We start from the raw sequence: 20,775 nt of genomic DNA, 5'->3' as shown, positions 1-20,775 counted from the left end.
TCACCACCCCCACCCCTGGTCATCACACCTGTCTGCAAGGAGCGTTTTCGTGAAGGACGCCTTCGGAGCCCCGCAGTCCCTGCTCGTACTCGGCGGCACCTCGGAGATCGCCCTGGCCACCGCGCGGCGGCTGATCGCGCTGCGGACCCGCACGGTCCGGCTGGCCGGGCGCCCCTCCCCCGCCCTCGACGCGGCCGCCGCCGAACTGCGCGCACGCGGCGCCGACGTCCGCACGGTCGACTTCGACGCCCTCGACTCCGAGTCCCACGAGGCCGTGCTCGGCGAGGTCTTCGCCGAGGGCGACATCGACATGGTGCTGCTCGCCTTCGGGATCGCGGGCGACCAGGAACGCGACGAGGAGGAGCCGCTGTCCGCGGTCCGGGTCGTCCGGACCAACTACACGGGGGCCGTCTCCGCCGGGCTGGTGTGCGCCGGCGCGCTCCAGGCGCAGGGGCACGGTTCGCTGGTGGTGCTGTCCTCGGTGGCGGGCGAGCGCGTGCGCCGCGCCGACTTCATCTACGGGTCCAGCAAGGCGGGCCTGGACACGTTCGCGCAGGGGCTGGGCGACGCGCTGCACGACACCGGGGTGCATGTGATGGTCGTGCGCCCCGGTGTCGTGCGGCCGGGGGCGGCCCCCGACGACGCGACGGAGACGGCCGGGGCCGGGGAGGCGGCCGGTACGCCGTGGATCGGGGCGCCCCGGGTCGAGGCGGCCCGGCTGGCCGCCGCCCGGTTCGCCTCGGCTCCCCTGGAGGCGCCGTCCCTCACCACGACCCCGGACGCGATCGCGGAGGCCATCGTGGCGGGGCTGCGACGGCGCTCGGAGACGGTCTGGGTGCCCGGGTCGCTCCGCGCGGTGATGTCGGCACTGCGGCACGTGCCGCGCCCGCTGTTCCGGCGCCTGCCGCTCTGAACCGGAGGAGGTGAAGGGGTCACCCGGGGCACGCCGGGGGGCGAAGAGGGCGTGCGGAGGGTGGTGATCAGGGCTGCAGAGAGGGCTCGTCCACGGACGAGCCGCTCTGCGCGGGCACGGCCGGCATGCCGTCCCCGGCCCCGAACGGGAACTCGTTGATCTTGCGCCAGACGCTGTCCGCGCCCTGCTCGTACAGCGCGAAGGAACCGCAGGTCCAGGACGCCTCGTAGTCGGAGAGCTCCTCGTACGCCCGGTCCATCGCCGCCTCGGGGATGTCGTGCGCCACGGTCACGTGCGGGTGGTACGGGAACTGGAGCTCGCGGACCAGCGGCCCCGAACCGTCCCGGACCCGCTTCTGGAGCCAGGAGCAGGCCGAGCCGCCCTCGACGACCTGCACGAAGACCACCGGCGAGAGCGGCCGGAAGGTCCCCGTGCCGGACAGCCGCATCGGGAAGGGACGGCCGCCCGTCGCGATCTGGGCGAGGTGCGCCTCGATCGCGGGCAGGGCGGCCGCGTCGGCCTCGGTCGGCGGAAGCAGGGTGACGTGGGTGGGAATGCCGTACGCGGCAGGATCCCCGAAGCTCGCGCGCCGCTCCTGGAGCAGGCTGCCGTAGGGCTCCGGGACCGCGATCGAAACGCCGAGCGTTACGGTCCCCACGTCGTTCTCCTCAATCCTCGATGGTCGATGACCTGTTTTCGGCCACCCACCTGGTCGGCTTCCGTCGCCAGTGTGCCGCCTGCGGCACCGAAACCGCCAGGGCCCTTGGACTCAGTGCTTCGCAGGCAGGAAGCCCATTCGGTCGTACGTGCGGGCCAGGGTCTCGGCGGCCACGGAACGGGCCTTCTCCGCGCCCTTGGCCAGGATCGAGTCCAGTGTCTCCGGGTCGTCCAGGTATTCCTGGGTGCGGGTCCGGAACGGTGTGACGAACTCGACCATGACCTCGGCGAGGTCGGTCTTGAGCGCACCGTAGCCCTTGCCCTCGTACTTCTGCTCCAGATCCGCGACACCGGTGCCCGTGAGTGTCGAGTAGATGCTCAGCAGGTTGCTGACGCCGGGCTTCTCCACGCGGTCGAAGCGGATGACCGTGTCGGTGTCGGTGACCGCGCTCTTCACCTTCTTGGCGGTGGCCTTCGGCTCGTCGAGGAGGTTGATCAGACCCTTCGGGGTGGCCGCCGACTTGCTCATCTTGGACGACGGGTCCTGGAGGTCGTAGATCTTCGCCGTCTCCTTGAGGATGTACGGGTCCGGCACGGTGAAGGTGTCGCCGTAGGTGCCGTTGAACCGCTCGGCGAGGTTGCGGGTCAGCTCCAGGTGCTGGCGCTGGTCCTCGCCGACCGGGACCTGGTCGGCCTGGTACAGCAGGATGTCGGCGACCATCAGCATCGGGTACGTGAAGAGACCGACGGTGGTGCGGTCGGCGCCCTGCTTGGCCGACTTGTCCTTGAACTGCGTCATGCGCGAGGCCTCGCCGAAGCCGGTGAGGCAGTTCATGATCCAGCCGAGCTGGGCGTGCTCGGGGACGTGGCTCTGGACGAAGAGCGTGCACCGCTCGGGGTCGAGACCGGCGGCGAGGAGCTGGGCGACGGCGAGCCGGGTGTTCGCGCGCAGCTCCGCCGGGTCCTGCGGAACGGTGATCGCGTGCAGGTCGACGACCATGTAGAAGGCGTCGTGGGATTCCTGCAGCGCCACCCACTGGCGGACCGCACCGAGATAGTTGCCGAGGTGGAACGAGCCTGCGGTGGGCTGGATTCCGGAGAGCACGCGGGGACGTTCAGAGGCCATGGGACTCATTGTCTCAGGTGTGGAGGCGATCTCCGGCAGCCGGTACGGAAGGTGCCGGGCCCGGGTGCGCGTACCGTCATGAATGAGACGAGGATCACGACGGGGCCCTCGGGGACGGCCGCGGGCGCCGCTGCCCGGCCGCTCGGGCACACCGGGAATCGGAGGTTTCCTCGGACCGGATCCGACCGACGATACAGAGTGGGCGCCACCCCGCCCACGCCCCGCCCACGACGAACGGAGATCCCGTGTCGATCACGGAAAACGCCATCGCCTCCGCCGAGGCGCACAGCGCGCACAATTACCATCCGCTCCCCGTCGTGATCGCCACGGCGGAGGGGGCCTGGATGACCGATGTCGAGGGCCGGCGCTACCTCGACATGCTCGCCGGTTACTCGGCGCTCAATTTCGGCCACGGCAACCGGCGCCTGCTCGACGCGGCCAGGGCGCAGCTGGACCGGGTGACGCTCACCTCGCGCGCCTTCCACCACGACCGGTTCGCCGACTTCTGTACGCGGCTCGCCGAGTTGTGCGGCATGGAGTCGGTGCTCCCGATGAACACCGGGGCGGAGGCCGTGGAGACCGCGGTGAAGACGGCCCGCAAGTGGGGCTACCGGGTGAAGGGCGTCCCGGACGGCATGGCGAAGATCATCGTCGCCGCGAACAACTTCCACGGCCGGACGACGACGATCGTCAGCTTCTCCACGGACCCGGAGGCGCGGGAGGACTTCGGCCCGTACACGCCGGGGTTCGAGATCGTGCCGTACGGGGACCTCACCGCGCTCCGGGAGGCGATGACGGAGAACACCGTCGCGGTGCTCATGGAGCCGATCCAGGGCGAGGCCGGGGTGCTGGTGCCGCCGCCGGGCTACCTCCCGGGGGTGCGCGAGCTCACGCGCGAGCGCGACGTGCTGTTCATCGCGGACGAGATCCAGTCGGGGCTCGGCCGGACCGGGAAGACCTTCGCGTGCGAGCACGAGGGCGTCGTGCCGGACATGTACCTGCTCGGCAAGGCGCTGGGCGGCGGTGTGGTGCCGGTGTCGGCGGTGGTCTCCTCGCGGGAGGTGCTCGGGGTGTTCCGGCCCGGCGAGCACGGTTCGACGTTCGGCGGCAACCCGCTCGCCTGCGCCGTCGCGCTGGAGGTCGTCGCGATGCTCCGCACCGGCGAGTTCCAGCAGCGGGCGGCCGAGCTGGGCGAGCACCTGCACCAGGAGCTGGGGCTGCTGGTGGGTGGCGGCGCGGTGGAGGAGGTGCGGGGCCGCGGGCTGTGGGCGGGCGTGGACATCGCCCCGGCCCTCGGCACGGGCCGGGAGATCTCCAAGAAGCTGATGGAGCGCGGGGTGCTGGTCAAGGACACCCACGGCTCGACGATCCGGATCGCGCCGCCGCTGGTGATCAGCAAGGAGGACCTGGACTGGGGGCTGGAGCAGCTCCGCGGCGTCCTGCGCCACTGACCGGGGGGCCGTCGCGCCACTGGCCCCGGGAGCCGGCCCGTCCCGGTGGCGGGGCCTGGCAGACTCTGCGCCGTGAGACCTGACCTGACGCAACTGCGGGATCTCGTCGAGGAGTCGCCGGGGTTCGGCGTCGGCGGGCCGGCCGCCGCCGTGCCGGAGGAGGCGATCCGGGACGCCGAGACGCGCGTCGGCCCGCTGCCGCCCTCGTACCGGTGGTGGCTGGCCGAGTTCGGCCACGGGCAGGCCGGCGGCGCGCAGATCGCGACGGCCGGGCCCGCCGGGGCGGCCGACGACGACATGTACGGCGACATGTACGAGGCCATCACCGCCGCGTGGCGGCTGAACGGCGCCCGGCTGTGCTTCGCCGTCGAGCCCGACTGCGGGGACGGCTACTCCTTCGCCCTCGACCGGAGCGGGGAGGCCGGGGAGGGGGAGCACCCGGTGGTGTGCCGGGACGGCGTCGACGGCGAGGAGTACCCGGTGGCGGAGTCCTTCGCCGGGTTCCTGGCCGTCCGGGCCGCACGGCTGCGCGGGCTGCGGGACGGCCCCAACCCCACGATCGCCCGGCTGTGGCGCTCGACCCCGGGCGTGCTGCTCGACAACGGGATCCACGTCTACGGCCCGCACACCCTCGCGGAACGCAACGAGACCTTCGAAGTGGCCCGGTACGCGCCCCACTGGGTGCTGGTCGGGGACGACAGCGGGGGCGACGGGTTCTTCATGCGCCGCCACGGCCGCGACCGCGTCTCCGTCCACCGGCTCGGCCTGGGCGCGGTCTGCGCGGACGTCGCGGCGGCGGGCGAAGCCGTGACGGACGACCTGATCGGCTGGCTGCGCGCGGCCGGGGCCTGACGGGGCGACGGGTTCCCGCCGCTCCGCCCCGCCGGGCCGAGCCGGATCGGCCCGGACCGGCTCGCCCGGCCCTCAGAGGATGACGTGCGGCAGGAAGCGGGCGTACTCGTCGGTGACCGGTCCGGCGGACTCCCGGATGCCCAGGCCGGCCGCCTCGTCCTCGACGACCCAGGCCCCCAGCACCACGCGGTTGCCGTCGAAGTCCGGCAGCAGCGCGAGCTCCTGGTAGCAGCACGGTTCGTCGCGCAACACCGCGGGGCTGCCCGGTCCGTGGACCGTGACCCCGGCCCCCTCGCGGCCGAGCAGCGGCTTGGCGACATAGCCGGGGCCGGGCCCGCCGACCGGGCCCGTCGCCAGTTCGCGGGGGCCGTCGAGGTAGGACGCGAGCAGGTTCGGGTGGCCCGGGTAGAGCTCCCAGAGGATCGCCAGCAGCGCCTTGTTGGACAGCAGCATCTTCCAGGCGGGCTCGATCCAGCAGGTGGTGCCGGTGCCGCCGCCGTTGTCGAGGGTGTCCAGCACGTGCGGGCCGAACCGGTCGGTGGCCAGCCACTCCCACGGGTACAGCTTGAAGCAGCTGCGGATGAACCGGAGCCGTTCGTCGACGAACCGCCCGCTCAGCCGGTCCCAGCCGATCCGTTCGACGGAGAGGGCCTCGGTCTCGATGCCGGCCTGCTCCGCGGTCTCCCGCAGATAGGCGACCGTCATCAGGTCCTCGCCCAGTTCGTCCCCGTCGGAGTGCGCGAAGTGCAGTGGCCCCGGCGGCAGCAGGGCTGCCTGCCGCCGCCACGCCTCGACGAGCCGTTCGTGCAGCGAGTTCCACTGGTCGGCGCCCGGGAAGCGGTCCTCCATCCAGAACCACTGGGCGCTCGCGGCCTCCACCAGGGAGGTGGGGGTGTCCGCGTTGTACTCCAGCATCTTCGCCGGGCCGGTCCCGTCGTAGCGCAGGTCGAACCTGCCGTACAGGGACGGGAGTTCGGCCCTGCGGTGCCAGGACTGGGCGATCAGGCCGGCCAGCCTGCGGTCGGTGATGCCGAGTTCGGCGAACCGGTCCTTCGCCACGATGTGCGCGGCCGCGGCCAGGCACATCGCGTGCAGCTCCTCGACCACGTCCTCCAGGGCCTCGACCTCGGGCAGGGAGAAGACGTAGTAGGCGCTCTCGTCCCAGTACGGGCGCAGCGACCCGTCCGGGTAGCGGGTGAGCGGGAAGACGATCCCCTGCTCCTCCACGGTCCCCTGCCAGTCGGGACGCGGCTGTGTGGTGCGGCGCTCCATGCCGGCTCAGCCGCCGCCGGTGCCCGAGCAGCCGAAACCGCCCCGGTCGACCGCCGACTTGTCGAAGCTGCCGCCCTCGGCCTTGCCGTTCCTGCTGCTGCCGCCGTAGTAGTACGAGCCCTTGCCGCCGCCCTTGCACTCGTAGCTCGGCAGCTTGTCCCGGCTGACCGGGTCGACGCACCGCTTGTCCGGTTCCGAACCGCAGGAGGTGATCATCGCGGCGAGCACCCCCATGCCGCCGAGCACCACCGTGCTCGACCGCAGCCTTCGTACAGCCATGTCCCCGTCTCCCCCATGGTAAAGATCAAGCCAGTGCGACCATCGAACGCGACCGTTCATCAGACTAGCGCGGGGGGTTCGGGCCCCGGCAGCACAGGTCCCGGGCCCGGGGGGCACGGGTCGGGAGGGGCACGGGTCGGGAGGGGCACGGTCACCGGGTGGGCAGGACCCGGCAGAGGGCCTCCAGGGCGCCGGGCCAGGCGCTGTCGGTGGGGGTTCCGTAGCCGATGACCAGCGCGTCCCGCCCCGGTGCCGCGTCGGGGTGGCGGAAGCGCGATATCCCCTCCAGCGCCAGCCCCTGCCACGCGGCCGCCCGCAGCACGGACGGCTCGCTGCCCTCGGGGAGTTCGAGCACGGCGTGCAGTCCTGCGGCGATGCCGCTGATCCGGACCTCCGGGGCCCGTTGGGCCAGTGCCTCGACGAGCTGGTCGCGGCGGCGCCGGTAGCGCAGCCGCATCGAGCGCACATGGCGGTCGTACGCGCCCGACGCGATGAACTCCGCGAGCGTCAGCTGGTCCAGCGCGCTCGACGACCAGTCGCTCACCCCCTTGGCCTCGGACACCTCCCCCACCAGGTCCTCCGGCAGCACCATCCATCCCAGCCGCAGGCCGGGGGCCAGCGACTTGCTCGTCGTCCCCAGGTGCACCACGCGGTCGGGGTCGAGGCCCTGGAGCGCGCCGACCGGCTGGCGGTCGTAGCGGAACTCGCCGTCGTAGTCGTCCTCCAGGATCAGCCCGCCCGTGGCCCGTGCCCAGTCCACCGCCGCGGCCCGGCGGTCGGGGTGCAGCGGCACCCCGGTGGGGAACTGGTGCGCGGGCGTCATCAGGACCGCGCCCACGCCCCGCAGTCCGGCCAGTTCGTCGGTGCGCGCCCCGAAGCCGTCGACCGGCAGGCAGGGCAGCCGCAGCCCGGCGTCCCGGAGCAGGTCGTAGTGGAAGTCCAGCCCGTACGACTCGACGGCCACCTCCCGCACCCGTCGCTTGCGCAGCACCGGCCCCATCAGTTTCAGCGCGTGCACGAACCCGGCGCAGATCATGATGCGTTCCGGGTCGGCGTGGACGCCCCGGGCGCGGGCCAGGTAGCCGGCGAGCACGGTGCGCAGTTCGACGCGCCCCCGCGGGTCGCCGTACCCGAAGGCGTCGTGGGGCGCGGCCGTCAGGGCGCGGCGGGCCGCCTTGAGCCATTCGGCGCGCGGGAACGTCGAGAGGTCGGGCGACCCGCCCAGCAGGTTGTGCGCGGCCCGGGAGCCCCGCGTCCGGGTCCGGGTGACCCGGACGGCCGAGGGGCGCGGCTCGGCCCGCCGGGCCACCCGGGTGCCCGAGCCCTGCCGGGCGGTGAGCCAGCCCTCGGCGACCAGTTCCGCGTAGGCGTCGGCGACGGTGTTCCGGGCGATGCCGAGGTCGGCGGCGAGCCCGCGGGACGACGGCAGCCGGGTGCCGGGGGCCAGCCTGCCCGTCCGCACGGCCTCCCGCAGGGCGTCCATGAGCCCGGCCCGCAGCCCGGTCGATCCGGTGGTGTCGAGATGCAGGTCGGCACCGAAAGTGGCCCATGAATCCGTCATGGAAATGGACCATACATGTGTGCCACCCGGCTCGTAGTGTCGTACGCATGACGACGAACGAGAACAGCGCACCGGCCTCCGGCCTCAACCCCGAGCACACCCCCCGCCTGAAGCAGTCCTGGGCCGAGCTGGCCCCCGACGCCTACCGGGCGATGGTCCAGCTGGACAGGGCGTCCCGGAAGGGTCTCGATCCGGTCCTGGCCGAGCTGGTGAAGATCCGGGCCTCGCAGCTGAACCACTGCGCCTTCTGCCTCGACATGCACACCAAGGACGCGCTCGCGGCGGGCGAGTCGGTCGAGCGGATCATCCAGCTCGGCGCGTGGGAGGAGTCGCGGCACTTCTACACGCCCAAGGAGATCGCGGCCATCGAGCTGACCGAGGCGGTCACCGTGCTGACCGACGGTTTCGTGCCGGACGAGGTGTGGGAGAAGGCTTCCGAGCACTTCGACGAGACCGAGCTCTCCCACCTGGTCGCCGCGATCGTCACGATCAACGCGTGGAACCGCTTCGCGGTGACCACCCGCATGGTTCCCGGCCACTACAAGCCGGGCGACATCAAGCACTGACCCGGCACGGTCGGCCCCGGTGCGACCGGGTGACCCGACTGCGCGCCGGGTCACGGGCGCCCGGGTCACGGGAGCCGGGATCCAGGACCCCGGGTCACGGGATCCCTGGTCACGTGCCGGGTGCCACCCGGCGCGTCCCCGTTCCCGTCCCCGTCCCCGTTCCCGCCCCTCGTCCGTCTTCCGGCCCGCACCCACAGGAGTCACGCATGACCGCGTCCGTCCTCCGCTCCCTGCACCACGACCGCGCCCCGGGCGACCCGCTCGTCCTCCCCGGCCCGTGGGACGCGGCGAGCGCCCGCGCCTTCGCCGAGGCGGGCTTCCCGGCGCTCGCGACGCCCAGCGCCGGGATCGCGGCCTCGCTCGGTTACGAGGACGGGGCGACGCCCGCCGCCGAGATGTTCGCGGCCGTGGCCAGGATCGTGCGGGCCGTCCCGGCCTCCGTGCCCGTCTCGGCGGACGTCGAGGCGGGTTACGGGCTGGCCCCGAAGGAGCTCGTGGAGCGGCTCCTGGAGAGCGGGGCCGTCGGCTGCAACCTGGAGGACTCGGTCGACGGCACGCTCGTCGAAGCCGAGCGGCAGGCGGACCGGATCGCCGCGGTCCGGGAGGCCGCGGGCGACCTCCTCTTCGTCAACGCCCGCGTCGACACCTACGTCCACGGCTCCCCCGGCACTGCGGACCCGGAGGCGGAGACGGTCCGCCGGGCCCTGCTGTACGTGGCGGCGGGCGCGGACTGCGTCTACCCGATCCTGGCCCCGCCCGAGGCGCTGCCCCGGCTGGCCGCCGCCGTCCCCGGCCCGCTCAACGCCCTCGCCCTGCCGGACGGTCCGGCCCCGCGCCGGCTCGGCGAGCTGGGCGCGACCCGGATCACCTTCGGCCCGGGGCTGCAGCGGCGCGCCCTGGCGGCCGTGCGGGAGATCGCGGACGAGCTGCGGAAGGCGTAGGGCCTCCCGTTCGGACCGGGCCGGGCCCGGTCTCGTGCCCGGCCGCCGCCCAAGGCCGCCAGGGCCGTCTCATGCCCGTCTGCCGCCGAAGGCCGCCAGGGTCCGTTCCAGCATCGGCATGGCCCGCACCACGTTGCGGGAGCGGATCAGGGCGTCCCAGGCGGGCTCGAACTTCTTCCAGCCGCCCGCGTACGCCAGGTGCCTGAGCCGTTCGTGCGTACCCGGCTGGGCCGCGGCGCCGCGCCATATGTTGGACCACCGGTAGAAGTCGCGGTACGCGCGCCAGTAGCCGTCCTCCAACTGGCGCGGCGTCATGCCCTTGGGCCGGTACACGACGTGGCGGGTGTCGTAGAGGTCCCAGTCCCGGTGGACGATCCGGTCCTCCGCCTCCAGCTGCTTCCACAGCCCGGTGGACGGGTACGGCGTCATGATGTGGAAGGTGGCCGTCTCGATGCCCTGTTCGACCGCCCACTCCACCGTGCGGTCGAAGACGTCCGGGCCGTCGTGGTCGAGCCCGAAGACGAAGCTGGCGTTGACCATGACCCCGGCGTCGTGGAGCCGGCGCACGGCGGCGGTGTAGTCCTTGCCGATGTTCTGGTCCTTGCGCCGTTCGGCGAGGTTCGCGCTGTTCACCGTCTCGAAGCCGACGAACAGGCTGCGCAGCCCCGCGTCCACGGCGCGTTCCAGCAGGTCCGGCTGGAGCACGGACTTCACGGTGCCGGCCGCCTGCCAGAGCCGCCCCATGCCGGCCATCCCGTCGAACAGCGCCTCGGCGAAGCGGCGGTTGCCGAACAGGTGGTCGTCGAGGAAGTACAGGTGCCTGCCGGGCAGCCGCTCGATCTCGGCGAGCGCGTCGTCCACGGCCTGGGTGTAGAAGGACTTCCCGCCCTCGAAGAAGGCGTCCTTGTAACAGAAGTCGCAGTGGTGCGGGCAGCCCCGCGAGACGACGATCGAGTTCGGCACCAGGTACAGGTGCCGTTTGATCAGGTCCCGGCGCACGGGCGGGAGCCCGGCCAGGGTGCGCAGCTTCGAGTCGTACCGGCGGCCCGGCACCCCGTCCCGGAACTCCTTGAGGAACAGCGGCCAGGTGTCCTCGCCCGGCCCGGTGAAGATCGTGTCGGCGTGCGCGGCGGCCTCGTCCGGCAGCGAGGTCACGTGCAGACCGCCCATGGCGACGTGGACGCCCCGGGCACGGAAGTGGTCGGCGATCTCGTAGCCGCGCCGCGCGGAGGTGATGTACGGCTGGACGACCAGGAGGTCGGGGCTTTCCAGCGTCTCGATGTCGACCCGTTCGACGTGCTCGTCGAGGAGCGTCACCTCGTCGTCCGGGTCGAGGTACCCGGCGAGGGTGGCCAGGCCCAGCGGCGGGAAGAGCGAGTACTTGATGGGCCGGAACAGCGGGCTGGTCGCCTCGGTCAGTGCCGGGAGGATCATCGTCACGCGCATGAAAGCCCAGACTCGGGAAGCCGCACGATCAGTTCCCGGCCGGGGGGACGCGACCCGTCCGGCACGTCCGCCGACGCACGTCGCCCCCGGCGGCGGGTGCTGCCGGGGGCGACGGGGTACGCGAAGGGGCGTACGGAAAGGACGTACGGATCAGATCAGGCCGAGCTCGCGAACGGCGTCGCGCTCCTCGGTGAGCTCCTTCACCGAGGCGTCGATGCGCTTGCGGGAGAACTCGTTGATCTCCAGGCCCTGGACGATCTCGTACGTGCCGTTCTTCGTGGTGACCGGGAAGGACGAGATGAGGCCCTCGGGGACGCCGTAGGAGCCGTCCGACGGGATGCCCATGGAGGTCCAGTCGCCCTCGGCGGTGCCGTTGACCCAGGTGTGCACGTGGTCGATGGCGGCGTTGGCGGCGGAGGCGGCGGAGGACGCGCCCCGGGCCTCGATGATCGCGGCGCCGCGCTTGGCGACGGTCGGGATGAAGGTGTCGGCCAGCCACGCCTCGTCGTTGACGGCCTCGGCGGCGTTCTTGCCGGCGATCTCGGCGTGGAAGATGTCCGGGTACTGGGTCGCCGAGTGGTTGCCCCAGATCGTCAGCTTCTTGATGTCGGAGACGGCGGCACCGGTCTTGGCGGCCAGCTGCGAGATCGCGCGGTTGTGGTCGAGGCGGGTCATCGCGGTGAAGCGCTCGGCCGGTACGTCCGGGGCGGCGGCCTGGGCGATCAGGGCGTTGGTGTTGGCCGGGTTGCCGACGACGAGGACCTTGATGTCGTCCGCGGCGTGGTCGTTGATGGCCTTGCCCTGCGGCTTGAAGATGCCGCCGTTGGCGGAGAGCAGGTCACCGCGCTCCATGCCCTTGGTGCGCGGGCGGGCGCCGACCAGCAGGGCGACGTTGGCGCCGTCGAACGCCTTGTTGGCGTCGTCGGTGATCTCGATGCCGCGCAGCAGCGGGAAGGCGCAGTCGTCGAGCTCCATCGCGGTGCCCTCGGCGGCCTTCAGGCCCTGCGGGATTTCCAGGAGACGCAGGTTGACCGGCACGTCCGGGCCGAGCAGGTGGCCGGAGGCGATGCGGAAGAGCAGCGCGTAGCCGATCTGGCCGGCTGCGCCGGTCACGGTGACATTCACGGGAGTGCGGGTCATGGCGATCTCCGTTAGACAGCTGGCGGTGGGGGTCCCTGCCCCTGGTGCTGGACATCCCCGGTCTGAATCTTGACGTGAAGAGATATCCGGCGGCCAGGCTATCCGACCCGGAACCTTCCGGCGGCCCGGCCCCCTGTGGCACCGCACACAACCCGTCACACAGCGCTCACCCGGACGAATCCGGTCACTCGGAGGAGGTCGGGGGAGGAGGGGGCGCGGGGCGGGGCGCACGGGAGTGTTCGGAACCAGGTGCACGCCCGCCGTGCGCCCTTGTTCGTCACTCCGTTGCCGGACGATCACACCTTGGCGGAATGGTCACTTCCGTGCCACAGGCCCCAGCCGTCTCTTGAACCCCATCGGCCCGTCGACCAGGCTGAACGCAGGACAGGGGCAAGGCCGATCAAGTCGCCGCGGTCCGGGACGGGAACGTTCCGGACCGGGTCTCGCCCCGGGTGTCCGTCCCTTCTCGGGGGAGGGGACGGGCGCCGTCCTGCAATCGCGCGCCCGGCCCGTACCGGCCGGGTCCGAGGACCCGGCGGCCCTGCGGCCCGATAGACCACGACCGGCCGGTTCATGAACCGGCCGGTCGTAGCTCGTGAGTTGCGCTTCGTGCCTCATGGCAGCGAATCGGTGAATCAGCGGATCGTGAAGTGGACGGCCTGTTCGAGGAACGGGACGTTCAGCCACGGCTTGGGCTGGGCCACCAGCGCCAGCATCACGATGAGGAAGCCGAGCACTCCGTAGGTCACCATGTCGGTGAAGCGGGAACGGACCGCCAGCATGCCGACCGACCGGACCGTCATCCGCAGCACCGCGCCGCCGATGAGGGCCGCGCCGATCAGCATCGTGCCGACCCGGAACGCCTCGGCGAAGGGGTCGACGGCCACGATCAGCAGGCCGATCCCCGCCGTGCAGAGCACGGCGAGCAGCGGCCACTGCCGGGCCGGGGCGGGCGCGTCCCCGGGCGCGGCCCGGCCGCCGCCCTCGGGACGCGCGGTGTCCTTGGTGAACAGGGGGAACCGCCGGGACGTCCGCGGAGCGGCGCCGGGGCCCCCGGCCCGGGTGCTGCCGGAGGCGGCGGGCACGTCCGTGCCCGCGTCGGCGTCGGTGTCGGCGTCCGGCCGCGCCTCGCCCCCGGCGTCGGCGCCGTCACCACCGCCGTCACCACCGTCGGCATCGGTTTCGGCACCGGCCGCCGCGGCCTTCCCGGACTCCGGGCCGGGCTTCTCCTTCCCCGGGCCGGATCCGGTCTCCGCCCCGGTCCCCGCGCCCGTCGCCGGGGCCTCGTCCGTACGCGTGTCCTCGGCGGTCGGGTCGGCCGGACTCGTACCAGCACCCATGGGGTTCCTTCCGGATTCGGGTCGGCCGGCTCAGACGGCGGCGGCCGCGTTGCGCTCGGCCGCCTCGACCACGTTGACGAGCAGCTGCGCGCGGGTCATCGGGCCGACACCGCCCGGGTTCGGGGAGATCCAGGCGGCGACCTCGGCCACGCCCGGGTGGACGTCCCCGACGATCTTGCCCTGCTCGTCCCGGCTGACGCCGACGTCGAGCACGGCGGCGCCCGGCTTCACGTCCTCGGGCTTGATGATGTGCGGCACCCCGGCGGCGGCGACGATGATGTCGGCCTGCTTGAGGTGGGCGGAGAGGTCACGCGTACCGGTGTGGCACTGGGTGACGGTGGCGTTCTCGGACCTGCGGGTCAGCAGCAGCGGCATCGGGCGGCCGATCGTGACCCCCCGGCCCACGACCACGACGTTCGCCCCGTTGATCTCCACGCCGTGGTGGCGGAGCAGCTGGACGACGCCCTGCGGGGTGCAGGGCAGCGGGCCGGTCTCGTTGAGCACCAGGCGGCCGAGGTTCATCGGGTGCAGGCCGTCGGCGTCCTTGGCCGGGTCCATCAGCTCCAGGACGCGGTTGGTGTCGATCCCCTTGGGCAGGGGAAGCTGCACGATGTAACCCGTGCAGTCGGGGTTCTCGTTGAGCTCCCGTACGACCGCCTCGATCTCCTCCTGGGTGGCGGTGTCGGGGAGTTCGCGCTGGATGGAGCCGATGCCGACCTGCGCGCAGTCGCGGTGCTTGCCGTTCACGTACCAACGGCTGCCCGGGTCGTCCCCGACCAGCAGGGTTCCCAGGCCGGGGGTGATGCCCCGCTCCTTGAGGGCCGCCACGCGGACGGTGAGATCGGACTTGATCGCGGCTGCGGTGGCCTTGCCATCGAGAATCTGGGCAGTCATGTCCCCATACTCGCGGATGACCCCGCCCGCATACCAATTCCAGGTGCTGTGAGCGGCCACGATGTTGCGCTTGAGCAACATCCACCGGCCGCGACTGGACAAACTTACTTTTCGTTTATAACGATTAACACCGCAGTGCCGCAGTAGTACCCGGGGGGCGGACCACTGAAATCTTCTTTCCTCCGTGCGGCCGCATCGTCCCCGCATGCACGTTGGAGGAACGCCCACATGAGTTTCGGCGCCCCGAACCCGGACCCGAACAATCCGTACGGCCAGCAGCCCCCGCAGGGCCAGCCCGGCTACGGATACCCGCAGCAGCCGCCGCAGGGCCAGCCGGGCTACGGATACCCGCAGCAGCCCCCGCAGGGTCAGCCGGGCTACGGATACCCGCCCCAGGCCCCGGGCACGCTCCAGGCCAACAACGGCTACATCAACGTCCCGGTCCTCGGCACGGTCCAGGTCGCCTCGATGGGCCGCCGTCTCGGCGCGCGCCTCCTCGACGGCCTGATCATCGGTGTCCTCTACGGCATCCTCACCGCGGTCGGCGTGGCCGGCGCCCTGGGGCTCGCCGAGAGCGCCGAGGACTGTGGTTCCTCCCTGGACCCGGGTTACCAGTCCTGCATCAATGACGTGGGCGGCAGCTTCTTCGTCACCATGCTCGGCATGCTGGCCCTCTTCGGCCTGATCACGCTGCTCTACGAGTGGCTGATGATCGCGCTGGTCGGCGCGACCCTCGGCAAGATGGCCCTCGGCCTGAAGGTCGTCAAGGAGAACACCGGCCAGAACCCGGGCCTCGGCGGCGGCTTCATCCGCTGGATCATCCCGATCGTCGGCGCGTTCCTCTGCTACATCGGCGCCGTCCTGGTCTACCTGTCGCCGTTCTTCGACAACTCCGGCAAGCTTCAGGGCTGGCACGACCGTGCCGCCGGAACCATCGTCGTCAAGAAGTAACGCGACACCTTTTCCGTTCCACAACACGAAGGGCCGGAACTCCTCCCGGAGTTCCGGCCCTTCGTGTTGTGCGGCAGTGTCCTGCGGCAATGTTGTGCACCGAGGGTGCGGAACGGTGTGGTGAACCGTCGACGAAATCAGTGGAAGAAGTGGCGCGTGCCCGTGAAGTACATCGTCACGCCGGCCTTCTTCGCGGCCTCGACGACCAGTTCGTCACGGACCGAACCGCCCGGCTGGGCCACGGCCTTCACCCCGGCCGCGGTCAGGATCTCCAGCCCGTCGGGGAACGGGAAGAACGCGTCGGAGGCGGCGTACGAACCGCGGGCGCGCTCCTCGCCGGCCCGCTCGACGGCCAGCTTCGCGGAGTCGACGCGGTTGACCTGGCCCATGCCGACGCCGACCGAGGCGCCGTCCTTGGCGAGCAGGATCGCGTTGGACTTGACCGCGCGGCACGCCTTCCACGCGAAGGCGAGCTCCTTCAGCTCGTCGGCGGTCAGCGCCTCACCGGTGGCGAGGGTCCAGTTGGCCGGGTCGTCGCCGTCGGCCTGGAGGCGGTCGGCGACCTGGAGCAGCGCACCGCCGTCGATCGGCTTGACCTCGACCGCGGCGGCCGGGGCGTCGGGGCAGCGCAGCACGCGGATGTTCTTCTTGCGGGCCAGCACCTCGACGGCACCGTCCTCGTACGCCGGGGCGACGATGACCTCGGTGAAGATCTCCGCGACCTGCTCGGCCATCGCGACGGTCACCGGGCGGTTGACGGCGATGACGCCGCCGAAGGCGGAGAGCGGGTCGCAGGCGTGGGCCTTGCGGTGCGCCTCGGCGACGTCGTCGGCGACCGCGATGCCGCACGGGTTGGCGTGCTTGATGATCGCGACGCACGGCTCGGCGTGGTCGTACGCGGCCCGGCGCGCGGCGTCGGTGTCCGTGTAGTTGTTGTACGACATCTCCTTGCCGTGCAGCTGCTCGGCCCCGGCCAGGCCGCCGGTGCCGGTGGCGGCGGCGTAGAGCGCGGCGGGCTGGTGCGGGTTCTCGCCGTACCGCAGGACGTTCTTGCGCGCGAAGGTCTCGCCGAAGAACTCGGGGAAGCCCGAGTCGCCGTCGGCCGCGTACTCGTCCGCGAACCAGGACGCCACGGCGACGTCGTACGCGGCGGTGTGCTGGAACGCCTCGGCGGCCAGGCGCTTGCGGGCGGTCAGGTCGAAGCCGCCCGCCTTGACGGCCGCGAGGACGTCGGCGTAGCGCTCGGGGCTGGTCACGACCGCCACGGACGGGTGGTTCTTGGCGGCGGCGCGGACCATCGACGGGCCGCCGATGTCGATCTGCTCGACGCACTCGTCGTCGGAGGCGCCGGACTCGACGGTCGCGGAGAACGGGTAGAGGTTGACGACCACCAGGTCGAACGGCTCCACGCCCAGCTCGGCGAGCTGCTCGCGGTGGGCGTCCAGGCGCAGGTCGGCGAGGATGCCGGCGTGGACGCGCGGGTGCAGCGTCTTGACGCGGCCGTCGAGGCACTCGGGGAAGCCGGTGAGCTCCTCGACCTTGGTGACCGGGACTCCGGCGGCGGCGATCCTTCCGGCGGTGGAGCCGGTGGAGACCAGCTCGACACCCGCCTCGTGCAGACCGCGGGCGAGGTCTTCGAGCCCCGTCTTGTCGTAGACACTGACCAGGGCGCGGCGGATGGGCTTATTCACCGACATGACCGAGATGAACCTTTCGTCCCTCAATGCGATAGCCGTCGCGGGCGAGCCGGCCGACGGCCTCGACGAGCAGCTTGCGCTCGACTTGTTTGATGCGTTCGTGGAGGGCCTCTTCGCCCTCCGCCGTGTCCTCTTCGGTCACCTCGACCACGCCCTGCGCGATGATCGGGCCGGTGTCGACGCCGTCGTCGACGAAGTGGACGGTGCACCCGGTGACCTTCACGCCGTACGCGAGGGCGTCACGCACCCCGTGGGCACCGGGAAAGCTGGGGAGCAGGGCGGGGTGGGTGTTGACGAACCGGCCGCCGAACCGGGCGAGGAACTCCTTGCCCACGATCTTCATGAACCCCGCGGACACCACGAGGTCCGGGCGGTGTTCGGCCGTCGCGGCCGCGAGCGCCGCGTCCCACTCCTCGCGGGTGGCGTGGTCCTTGACCCGGCACACGAAGGTCGGCAGTCCGGCGCGCTCCGCCCGTTCGAGGCCGGCGATGCCGGAGCGGTCGGCGCCGACCGCGACGACCTGTGCGCCGAAGCCCTCGGGGTCGTCACCGATGGCGTCGAGCAGCGCCTGGAGATTCGTGCCCGAACCGGAGACCAGTACGACCAGACGGGCCGGGGCGGCGGAGGGGGGCGGGGAGGCCACGGCTGGGCCCTTTCTCGCGTGATGAAGCAGAGCGGTGCTGATTTGTATGGTCGTACGAAAGAACCGAGCCCCTCGATACGGGGAACTCTACGAACAAGTCGACCGCCAGCAACGATACCGGCACCGCGGGGAACCCCCACGGGACGGGGGTCGCGGGCCCCCGGCCCCGCGGTGCGCGTCCGGGTGAGGGGTATCGGCCATCCGTGCTCCGCTCCCCGCTTTCAACGGCTCCTGGCCGGGAGGTAGCGTCAGGGGACAGCGAACCGTCCACAGGGCGGAAATGACGAGATGGGGAAGACGTTCACCACATGCCGGACCCACGCCGCAGCACCGCCTTCCGCCGCCCGCTGCCCGAGCGGACCTCACTGCTGATGCGGGAGCGCCAGTCCTCCACGGACTCTTCCTCCTCTTCCTCCGGCGCCCCGGGGCCCGCCGGGGCGCCCGGCCCCGCGGACGACAACCCGTTCGCCGCACCGCCCGAGAACCGGCCCGACCAGCCCTGGCAGCCCCGCCGCCTCCCCTCGGACACCGGCAACGGCGGGAATGGCGAGGGGTCGTCCGAGGGCGGCTCCTCCGGCGACCGGCCGGGCCGGGGCAGCCGGTGGAGCAGCCGGCAGCCGGGCCGCCAGAACGGCGGCTTCGGCGGACGCCCGGGGGGCCAGGGCGGGCCGAACGGCCAGGGCGGGTCCGAGGGCAACCCCGGCGGCCTGCGCTGGGACCCGACCGACCCCGCCCAGCGCCGGGCGCGCTACGCGCTGCTCTGCGGCATGTGGGCCTTCTTCTTCGCGATCTTCGACTTCCCGGAGATCGCCCTGCTGCTCGGCTCGCTCGCCGTGTACTGGTCGATCAGCTCGCTCCGGGCGAAGCCGGGGGAGGCCACCGGCCGGGCCGGTTCCGCCCCGGCTCCGGGTGCCCCGGCCGGCGGACCGCTCCAGGGCTCCGGCTCCGGACGCCTCCCGGCGCCCGGCGCCCCGGCGGTCCAGGGCGGCGGCAGGCAGCAGACCACGGCCGCGATCAGCGGTCTGGTGACGGCGCTGATCGCGCTCTCGATCGTCGCGACGACGTTCACGGTGCAGCTGGTCTACCGCGACTACTACACCTGCGTGAACGACGCCCTGACCAAGTCCGGCCAGCTGGCCTGCAACGACCACCTGCCGGAGCCGCTGGAGCCGTTCTTCGGCGTGAAGAACTAGTAAGCGACCGGGCCCCTGCGAGGCGGGGCCCCGCCCGCTCACCGGTCCCCGGACGGTCCGGCCTCTCCTGGCCGGGCCGTCCGCCCGTGCCAGGGGTCGGTCGGCAGGAAGTCATACGGTTCGAGGCCGTCGTCCCCGTCTTCGCCCTCGCCCTCGTCAGGGCGGGGCGCGACGGCCGGGCAGGGCGTGCCGGCCGGGCCCGGCACCCGGACGGAGGGGGCGGGCACGGTGGTGGGTGCGGGCACGGCCACCGCCGCCCCACCAGTACCGCTGGCACCACTGACACCGACATCGGCCTTCGGTTTCGGCTTGGGCTTCGTCTTCGGTTTCGGGGCGGGGGCCGGGGCGGCCACGGACACGGCATCCGGTACGGGCGGTTCGGCCCCGGCCGCCCCGACATCACCCCGACGGCCGCGCCACGACCACCACCGCCGCTGCCCCTCGCCGTCCCCTTCCTGCCGGTCCTGCCGCTCCCCCTGCTTCCGGCCCGGCCGTTCCCCGCCCCCGGCGCCGGTTCCGGCCCCGTCCTCGCCTTCGTTCTCGTCGTACTCCCGCAGCCGCCAGGTCCTCAGCAGGAGCGCTCCCGGAACGCCGATGAGCATCGTCCACCCCAGGGCCGCCGCCCCCGTCAGCCACCACACCGGCCCGAACTCCGCCAGGGCCCGGGTCCCGAGCGGCCCTCCCGACACCGCCGCCAGCACCGCCATGCCGATCCCGCACCCCACCGCGCCCAGGGCGGCCGTCAGCGCGGTCTCCCGCAGGCTCCACGCCTCCTCCCGTGCCGCGTGCGCGGGCGCGGCCCGGTGCACCGTGAACCAGGCGATCGTCGCCCCCGCCGCGACCGGCACCACCCCGGCCGCCCAGTTCGGGGCCGTGCCGGGGCCCTCGGCCGGTACCGCGGCGAGCAACGGGAAGGCGGGCAGCGCCGGGCTCCCCGAGAAGGCGATCGGGGTGACCGTGGACGCCGTACCGAGCGCGAAGCCCGGCCCGAGCCCGTACGCCGCGGCCCAGACCGCCGCGTTCGGCACCAGCACCAGCGCGAGCAGCAGGACCGAGACCTGCCCCGCCCCGTCGCCCGCGAGCCGGCCGAACGACTGCTGCACGGACTCCGCGTGCCGGACCAGCGCCACCGCGACGAGCAGCGCCCCGCCGCCGAGCAGCACCGCCGCCCCGGCCGCGGCCGAGCGGCACGCCGTCCTCGCCCGTTCCCCGAACCGGCCGGGCGCCAGCGCCTCGTGCAGCCGCACGGGCACCCAGGACGGCAGCGGTCCGGCCGGGCGTCCGGCCACCGTCCGGACCCCCGCCGCCGCGGCGCCCATCACTACGACGGCCGACGGGAGGAGCAGTGACATCGGGCGCACGGACAGCTCGCCGCCGCCCCGCGCGTAGACCGCGACGGCCGCCCCCACCAGCAGGTACCCGCCGACGGTCATGAGGAAGGTGACCCTCGTCGAGGACGCCGGGCGCTCCTCGTCGGCCAGCGCGTCCCGGACCGCCCGGTGCACGAGCCGCACCGGCACCACGGTGAGCAGCAGCGGAACGAGGCCGATCGGAGCGGGAACCCCGCTGAGCGTGTCGGTCCTGATCAGCTCGGCGCCGTGGGCGAGCAGCCAGAGTCCGGCCGCCGTGTGGAGGGCGCCGCCGGAGCTGCTCTCCGGGTCCGGGGAGCAGATCCACAGCACCAGGACGAGCACGGTCAACGAGCCCAGCCCCAGCCCGGCCGCGACCGCCCCGCGCAGGAGGGCGAAGAGCGGCGCGGTGGACCGGTGGGACTCCGCCGGCGGCGACGGACTGCGTTCGGTCATTCGGGTCACACCGCAATGTTCCCAACGACACGCGCTTATTCCGCGTAA

Annotated in this window: 19 protein-coding genes; 7 read left to right on the top strand and 12 right to left on the bottom strand. The window is 72.6% G+C overall.

Annotation, left to right across the window (positions count from 1 at the left end; all coding sequences use genetic code 11):
* Positions 1–49: 49 nt before the first annotated feature.
* Entirely contained in the window at positions 50–913 is an 864-nt protein-coding gene (gene dprE2, locus OCT49_RS21825; RefSeq protein ID WP_283853522.1) for a decaprenylphospho-beta-D-erythro-pentofuranosid-2-ulose 2-reductase, read from the top strand.
* A 67-nt stretch (positions 914–980) separates the two neighbouring features.
* On the opposite strand, the gene OCT49_RS21820 is transcribed toward dprE2, so the two are convergent.
* Entirely contained in the window at positions 981–1,571 is a 591-nt protein-coding gene (locus OCT49_RS21820) for a 2'-5' RNA ligase family protein (RefSeq protein WP_283853521.1), read from the bottom strand.
* A gap of 111 nt (positions 1,572–1,682) precedes the next feature.
* Complete coding sequence (trpS, locus tag OCT49_RS21815) at positions 1,683–2,696, bottom strand: tryptophan--tRNA ligase (protein WP_283853520.1); 1,014 nt, start codon at positions 2,694–2,696, stop codon at positions 1,683–1,685.
* A gap of 245 nt (positions 2,697–2,941) precedes the next feature.
* On the opposite strand from trpS, the gene rocD reads away from it, so the two are divergent.
* Together rocD and OCT49_RS21805 are read left to right on the top strand one after the other, a co-directional pair.
* Positions 2,942–4,147 carry an ornithine--oxo-acid transaminase gene (gene rocD / locus OCT49_RS21810; RefSeq protein ID WP_283853519.1) on the top strand — a complete coding sequence of 402 codons (1,206 nt, stop codon included), beginning with the start codon at positions 2,942–2,944 and terminating at the stop codon, positions 4,145–4,147.
* Positions 4,148–4,219: 72 nt separating this feature from the next.
* On the top strand, positions 4,220–4,999 hold the full coding sequence (locus tag OCT49_RS21805; RefSeq protein WP_283853518.1) for an SMI1/KNR4 family protein: 780 nt from the start codon (positions 4,220–4,222) through the stop codon (positions 4,997–4,999).
* Positions 5,000–5,071: 72 nt separating this feature from the next.
* Here the strand turns inward: OCT49_RS21805 and OCT49_RS21800 are convergent, their stop codons facing one another.
* The 3 genes from OCT49_RS21800 to pdxR form a co-directional block, all read right to left on the bottom strand.
* Positions 5,072–6,271, bottom strand: coding sequence for a glutathionylspermidine synthase family protein (locus OCT49_RS21800; protein WP_283853517.1), 1,200 nt, complete (start codon positions 6,269–6,271; stop codon positions 5,072–5,074).
* A 6-nt stretch (positions 6,272–6,277) separates the two neighbouring features.
* Complete coding sequence (locus OCT49_RS21795) at positions 6,278–6,550, bottom strand: hypothetical protein (protein ID WP_283853516.1); 273 nt, start codon at positions 6,548–6,550, stop codon at positions 6,278–6,280.
* Between the two features lie 151 nt (positions 6,551–6,701).
* The gene (pdxR, locus tag OCT49_RS21790) at positions 6,702–8,111 is read right to left on the bottom strand and encodes a MocR-like pyridoxine biosynthesis transcription factor PdxR (protein ID WP_283853515.1); all 1,410 of its coding nucleotides are present in this window, start codon (positions 8,109–8,111) and stop codon (positions 6,702–6,704) included.
* Positions 8,112–8,158: 47 nt separating this feature from the next.
* On the opposite strand from pdxR, the gene OCT49_RS21785 reads away from it, so the two are divergent.
* On the top strand, positions 8,159–8,677 hold the full coding sequence (locus OCT49_RS21785; RefSeq protein WP_283853514.1) for a carboxymuconolactone decarboxylase family protein: 519 nt from the start codon (positions 8,159–8,161) through the stop codon (positions 8,675–8,677).
* A gap of 206 nt (positions 8,678–8,883) precedes the next feature.
* The gene (locus tag OCT49_RS21780; RefSeq protein WP_283853513.1) at positions 8,884–9,618 is read left to right on the top strand and encodes an isocitrate lyase/PEP mutase family protein; all 735 of its coding nucleotides are present in this window, start codon (positions 8,884–8,886) and stop codon (positions 9,616–9,618) included.
* Positions 9,619–9,687: 69 nt separating this feature from the next.
* Here OCT49_RS21780 and OCT49_RS21775 read toward each other — a convergent pair whose 3' ends face one another.
* The 4 genes from OCT49_RS21775 to OCT49_RS21760 form a co-directional block, all read right to left on the bottom strand.
* Positions 9,688–11,064, bottom strand: a complete 1,377-nt coding sequence (locus OCT49_RS21775; RefSeq protein ID WP_283853512.1) for a B12-binding domain-containing radical SAM protein — start codon at positions 11,062–11,064, stop codon at positions 9,688–9,690.
* Between the two features lie 150 nt (positions 11,065–11,214).
* Positions 11,215–12,204, bottom strand: coding sequence for a malate dehydrogenase (locus OCT49_RS21770; RefSeq protein WP_283853511.1), 990 nt, complete (start codon positions 12,202–12,204; stop codon positions 11,215–11,217).
* Between the two features lie 635 nt (positions 12,205–12,839).
* Positions 12,840–13,544 carry a DUF3017 domain-containing protein gene (locus tag OCT49_RS21765; RefSeq protein ID WP_283853510.1) on the bottom strand — a complete coding sequence of 235 codons (705 nt, stop codon included), beginning with the start codon at positions 13,542–13,544 and terminating at the stop codon, positions 12,840–12,842.
* A gap of 30 nt (positions 13,545–13,574) precedes the next feature.
* Positions 13,575–14,438, bottom strand: coding sequence for a bifunctional methylenetetrahydrofolate dehydrogenase/methenyltetrahydrofolate cyclohydrolase (locus OCT49_RS21760; protein ID WP_283853509.1), 864 nt, complete (start codon positions 14,436–14,438; stop codon positions 13,575–13,577).
* Positions 14,439–14,666: 228 nt separating this feature from the next.
* Here OCT49_RS21760 and OCT49_RS21755 point away from each other — a divergent pair, with 228 nt between their 5' ends.
* On the top strand, positions 14,667–15,389 hold the full coding sequence (locus tag OCT49_RS21755) for an RDD family protein (protein WP_283853508.1): 723 nt from the start codon (positions 14,667–14,669) through the stop codon (positions 15,387–15,389).
* Between the two features lie 137 nt (positions 15,390–15,526).
* Here OCT49_RS21755 and purH read toward each other — a convergent pair whose 3' ends face one another.
* Both purH and purN read right to left on the bottom strand, forming a co-directional pair.
* Positions 15,527–17,086, bottom strand: coding sequence for a bifunctional phosphoribosylaminoimidazolecarboxamide formyltransferase/IMP cyclohydrolase (purH, locus tag OCT49_RS21750; protein WP_283853507.1), 1,560 nt, complete (start codon positions 17,084–17,086; stop codon positions 15,527–15,529).
* Positions 17,073–17,729 carry a phosphoribosylglycinamide formyltransferase gene (gene purN, locus OCT49_RS21745; protein ID WP_148838790.1) on the bottom strand — a complete coding sequence of 219 codons (657 nt, stop codon included), beginning with the start codon at positions 17,727–17,729 and terminating at the stop codon, positions 17,073–17,075. The genes purH and purN overlap by 14 nt, the downstream gene beginning before the upstream one ends.
* A gap of 308 nt (positions 17,730–18,037) precedes the next feature.
* On the opposite strand from purN, the gene OCT49_RS21740 reads away from it, so the two are divergent.
* Positions 18,038–18,922, top strand: a complete 885-nt coding sequence (locus OCT49_RS21740; protein ID WP_283853506.1) for a hypothetical protein — start codon at positions 18,038–18,040, stop codon at positions 18,920–18,922.
* A 38-nt stretch (positions 18,923–18,960) separates the two neighbouring features.
* Here the strand turns inward: OCT49_RS21740 and OCT49_RS21735 are convergent, their stop codons facing one another.
* Complete coding sequence (locus OCT49_RS21735; protein ID WP_283853505.1) at positions 18,961–20,727, bottom strand: cell division protein PerM; 1,767 nt, start codon at positions 20,725–20,727, stop codon at positions 18,961–18,963.
* Between the last annotated feature and the right edge of the window lie 48 nt (positions 20,728–20,775).

This window comes from Streptomyces sp. ML-6 (genome assembly GCF_030116705.1).
Lineage (GTDB): Bacteria > Actinomycetota > Actinomycetes > Streptomycetales > Streptomycetaceae > Streptomyces.
This window is presented reverse-complemented; position numbering and strand designations above follow the sequence as displayed.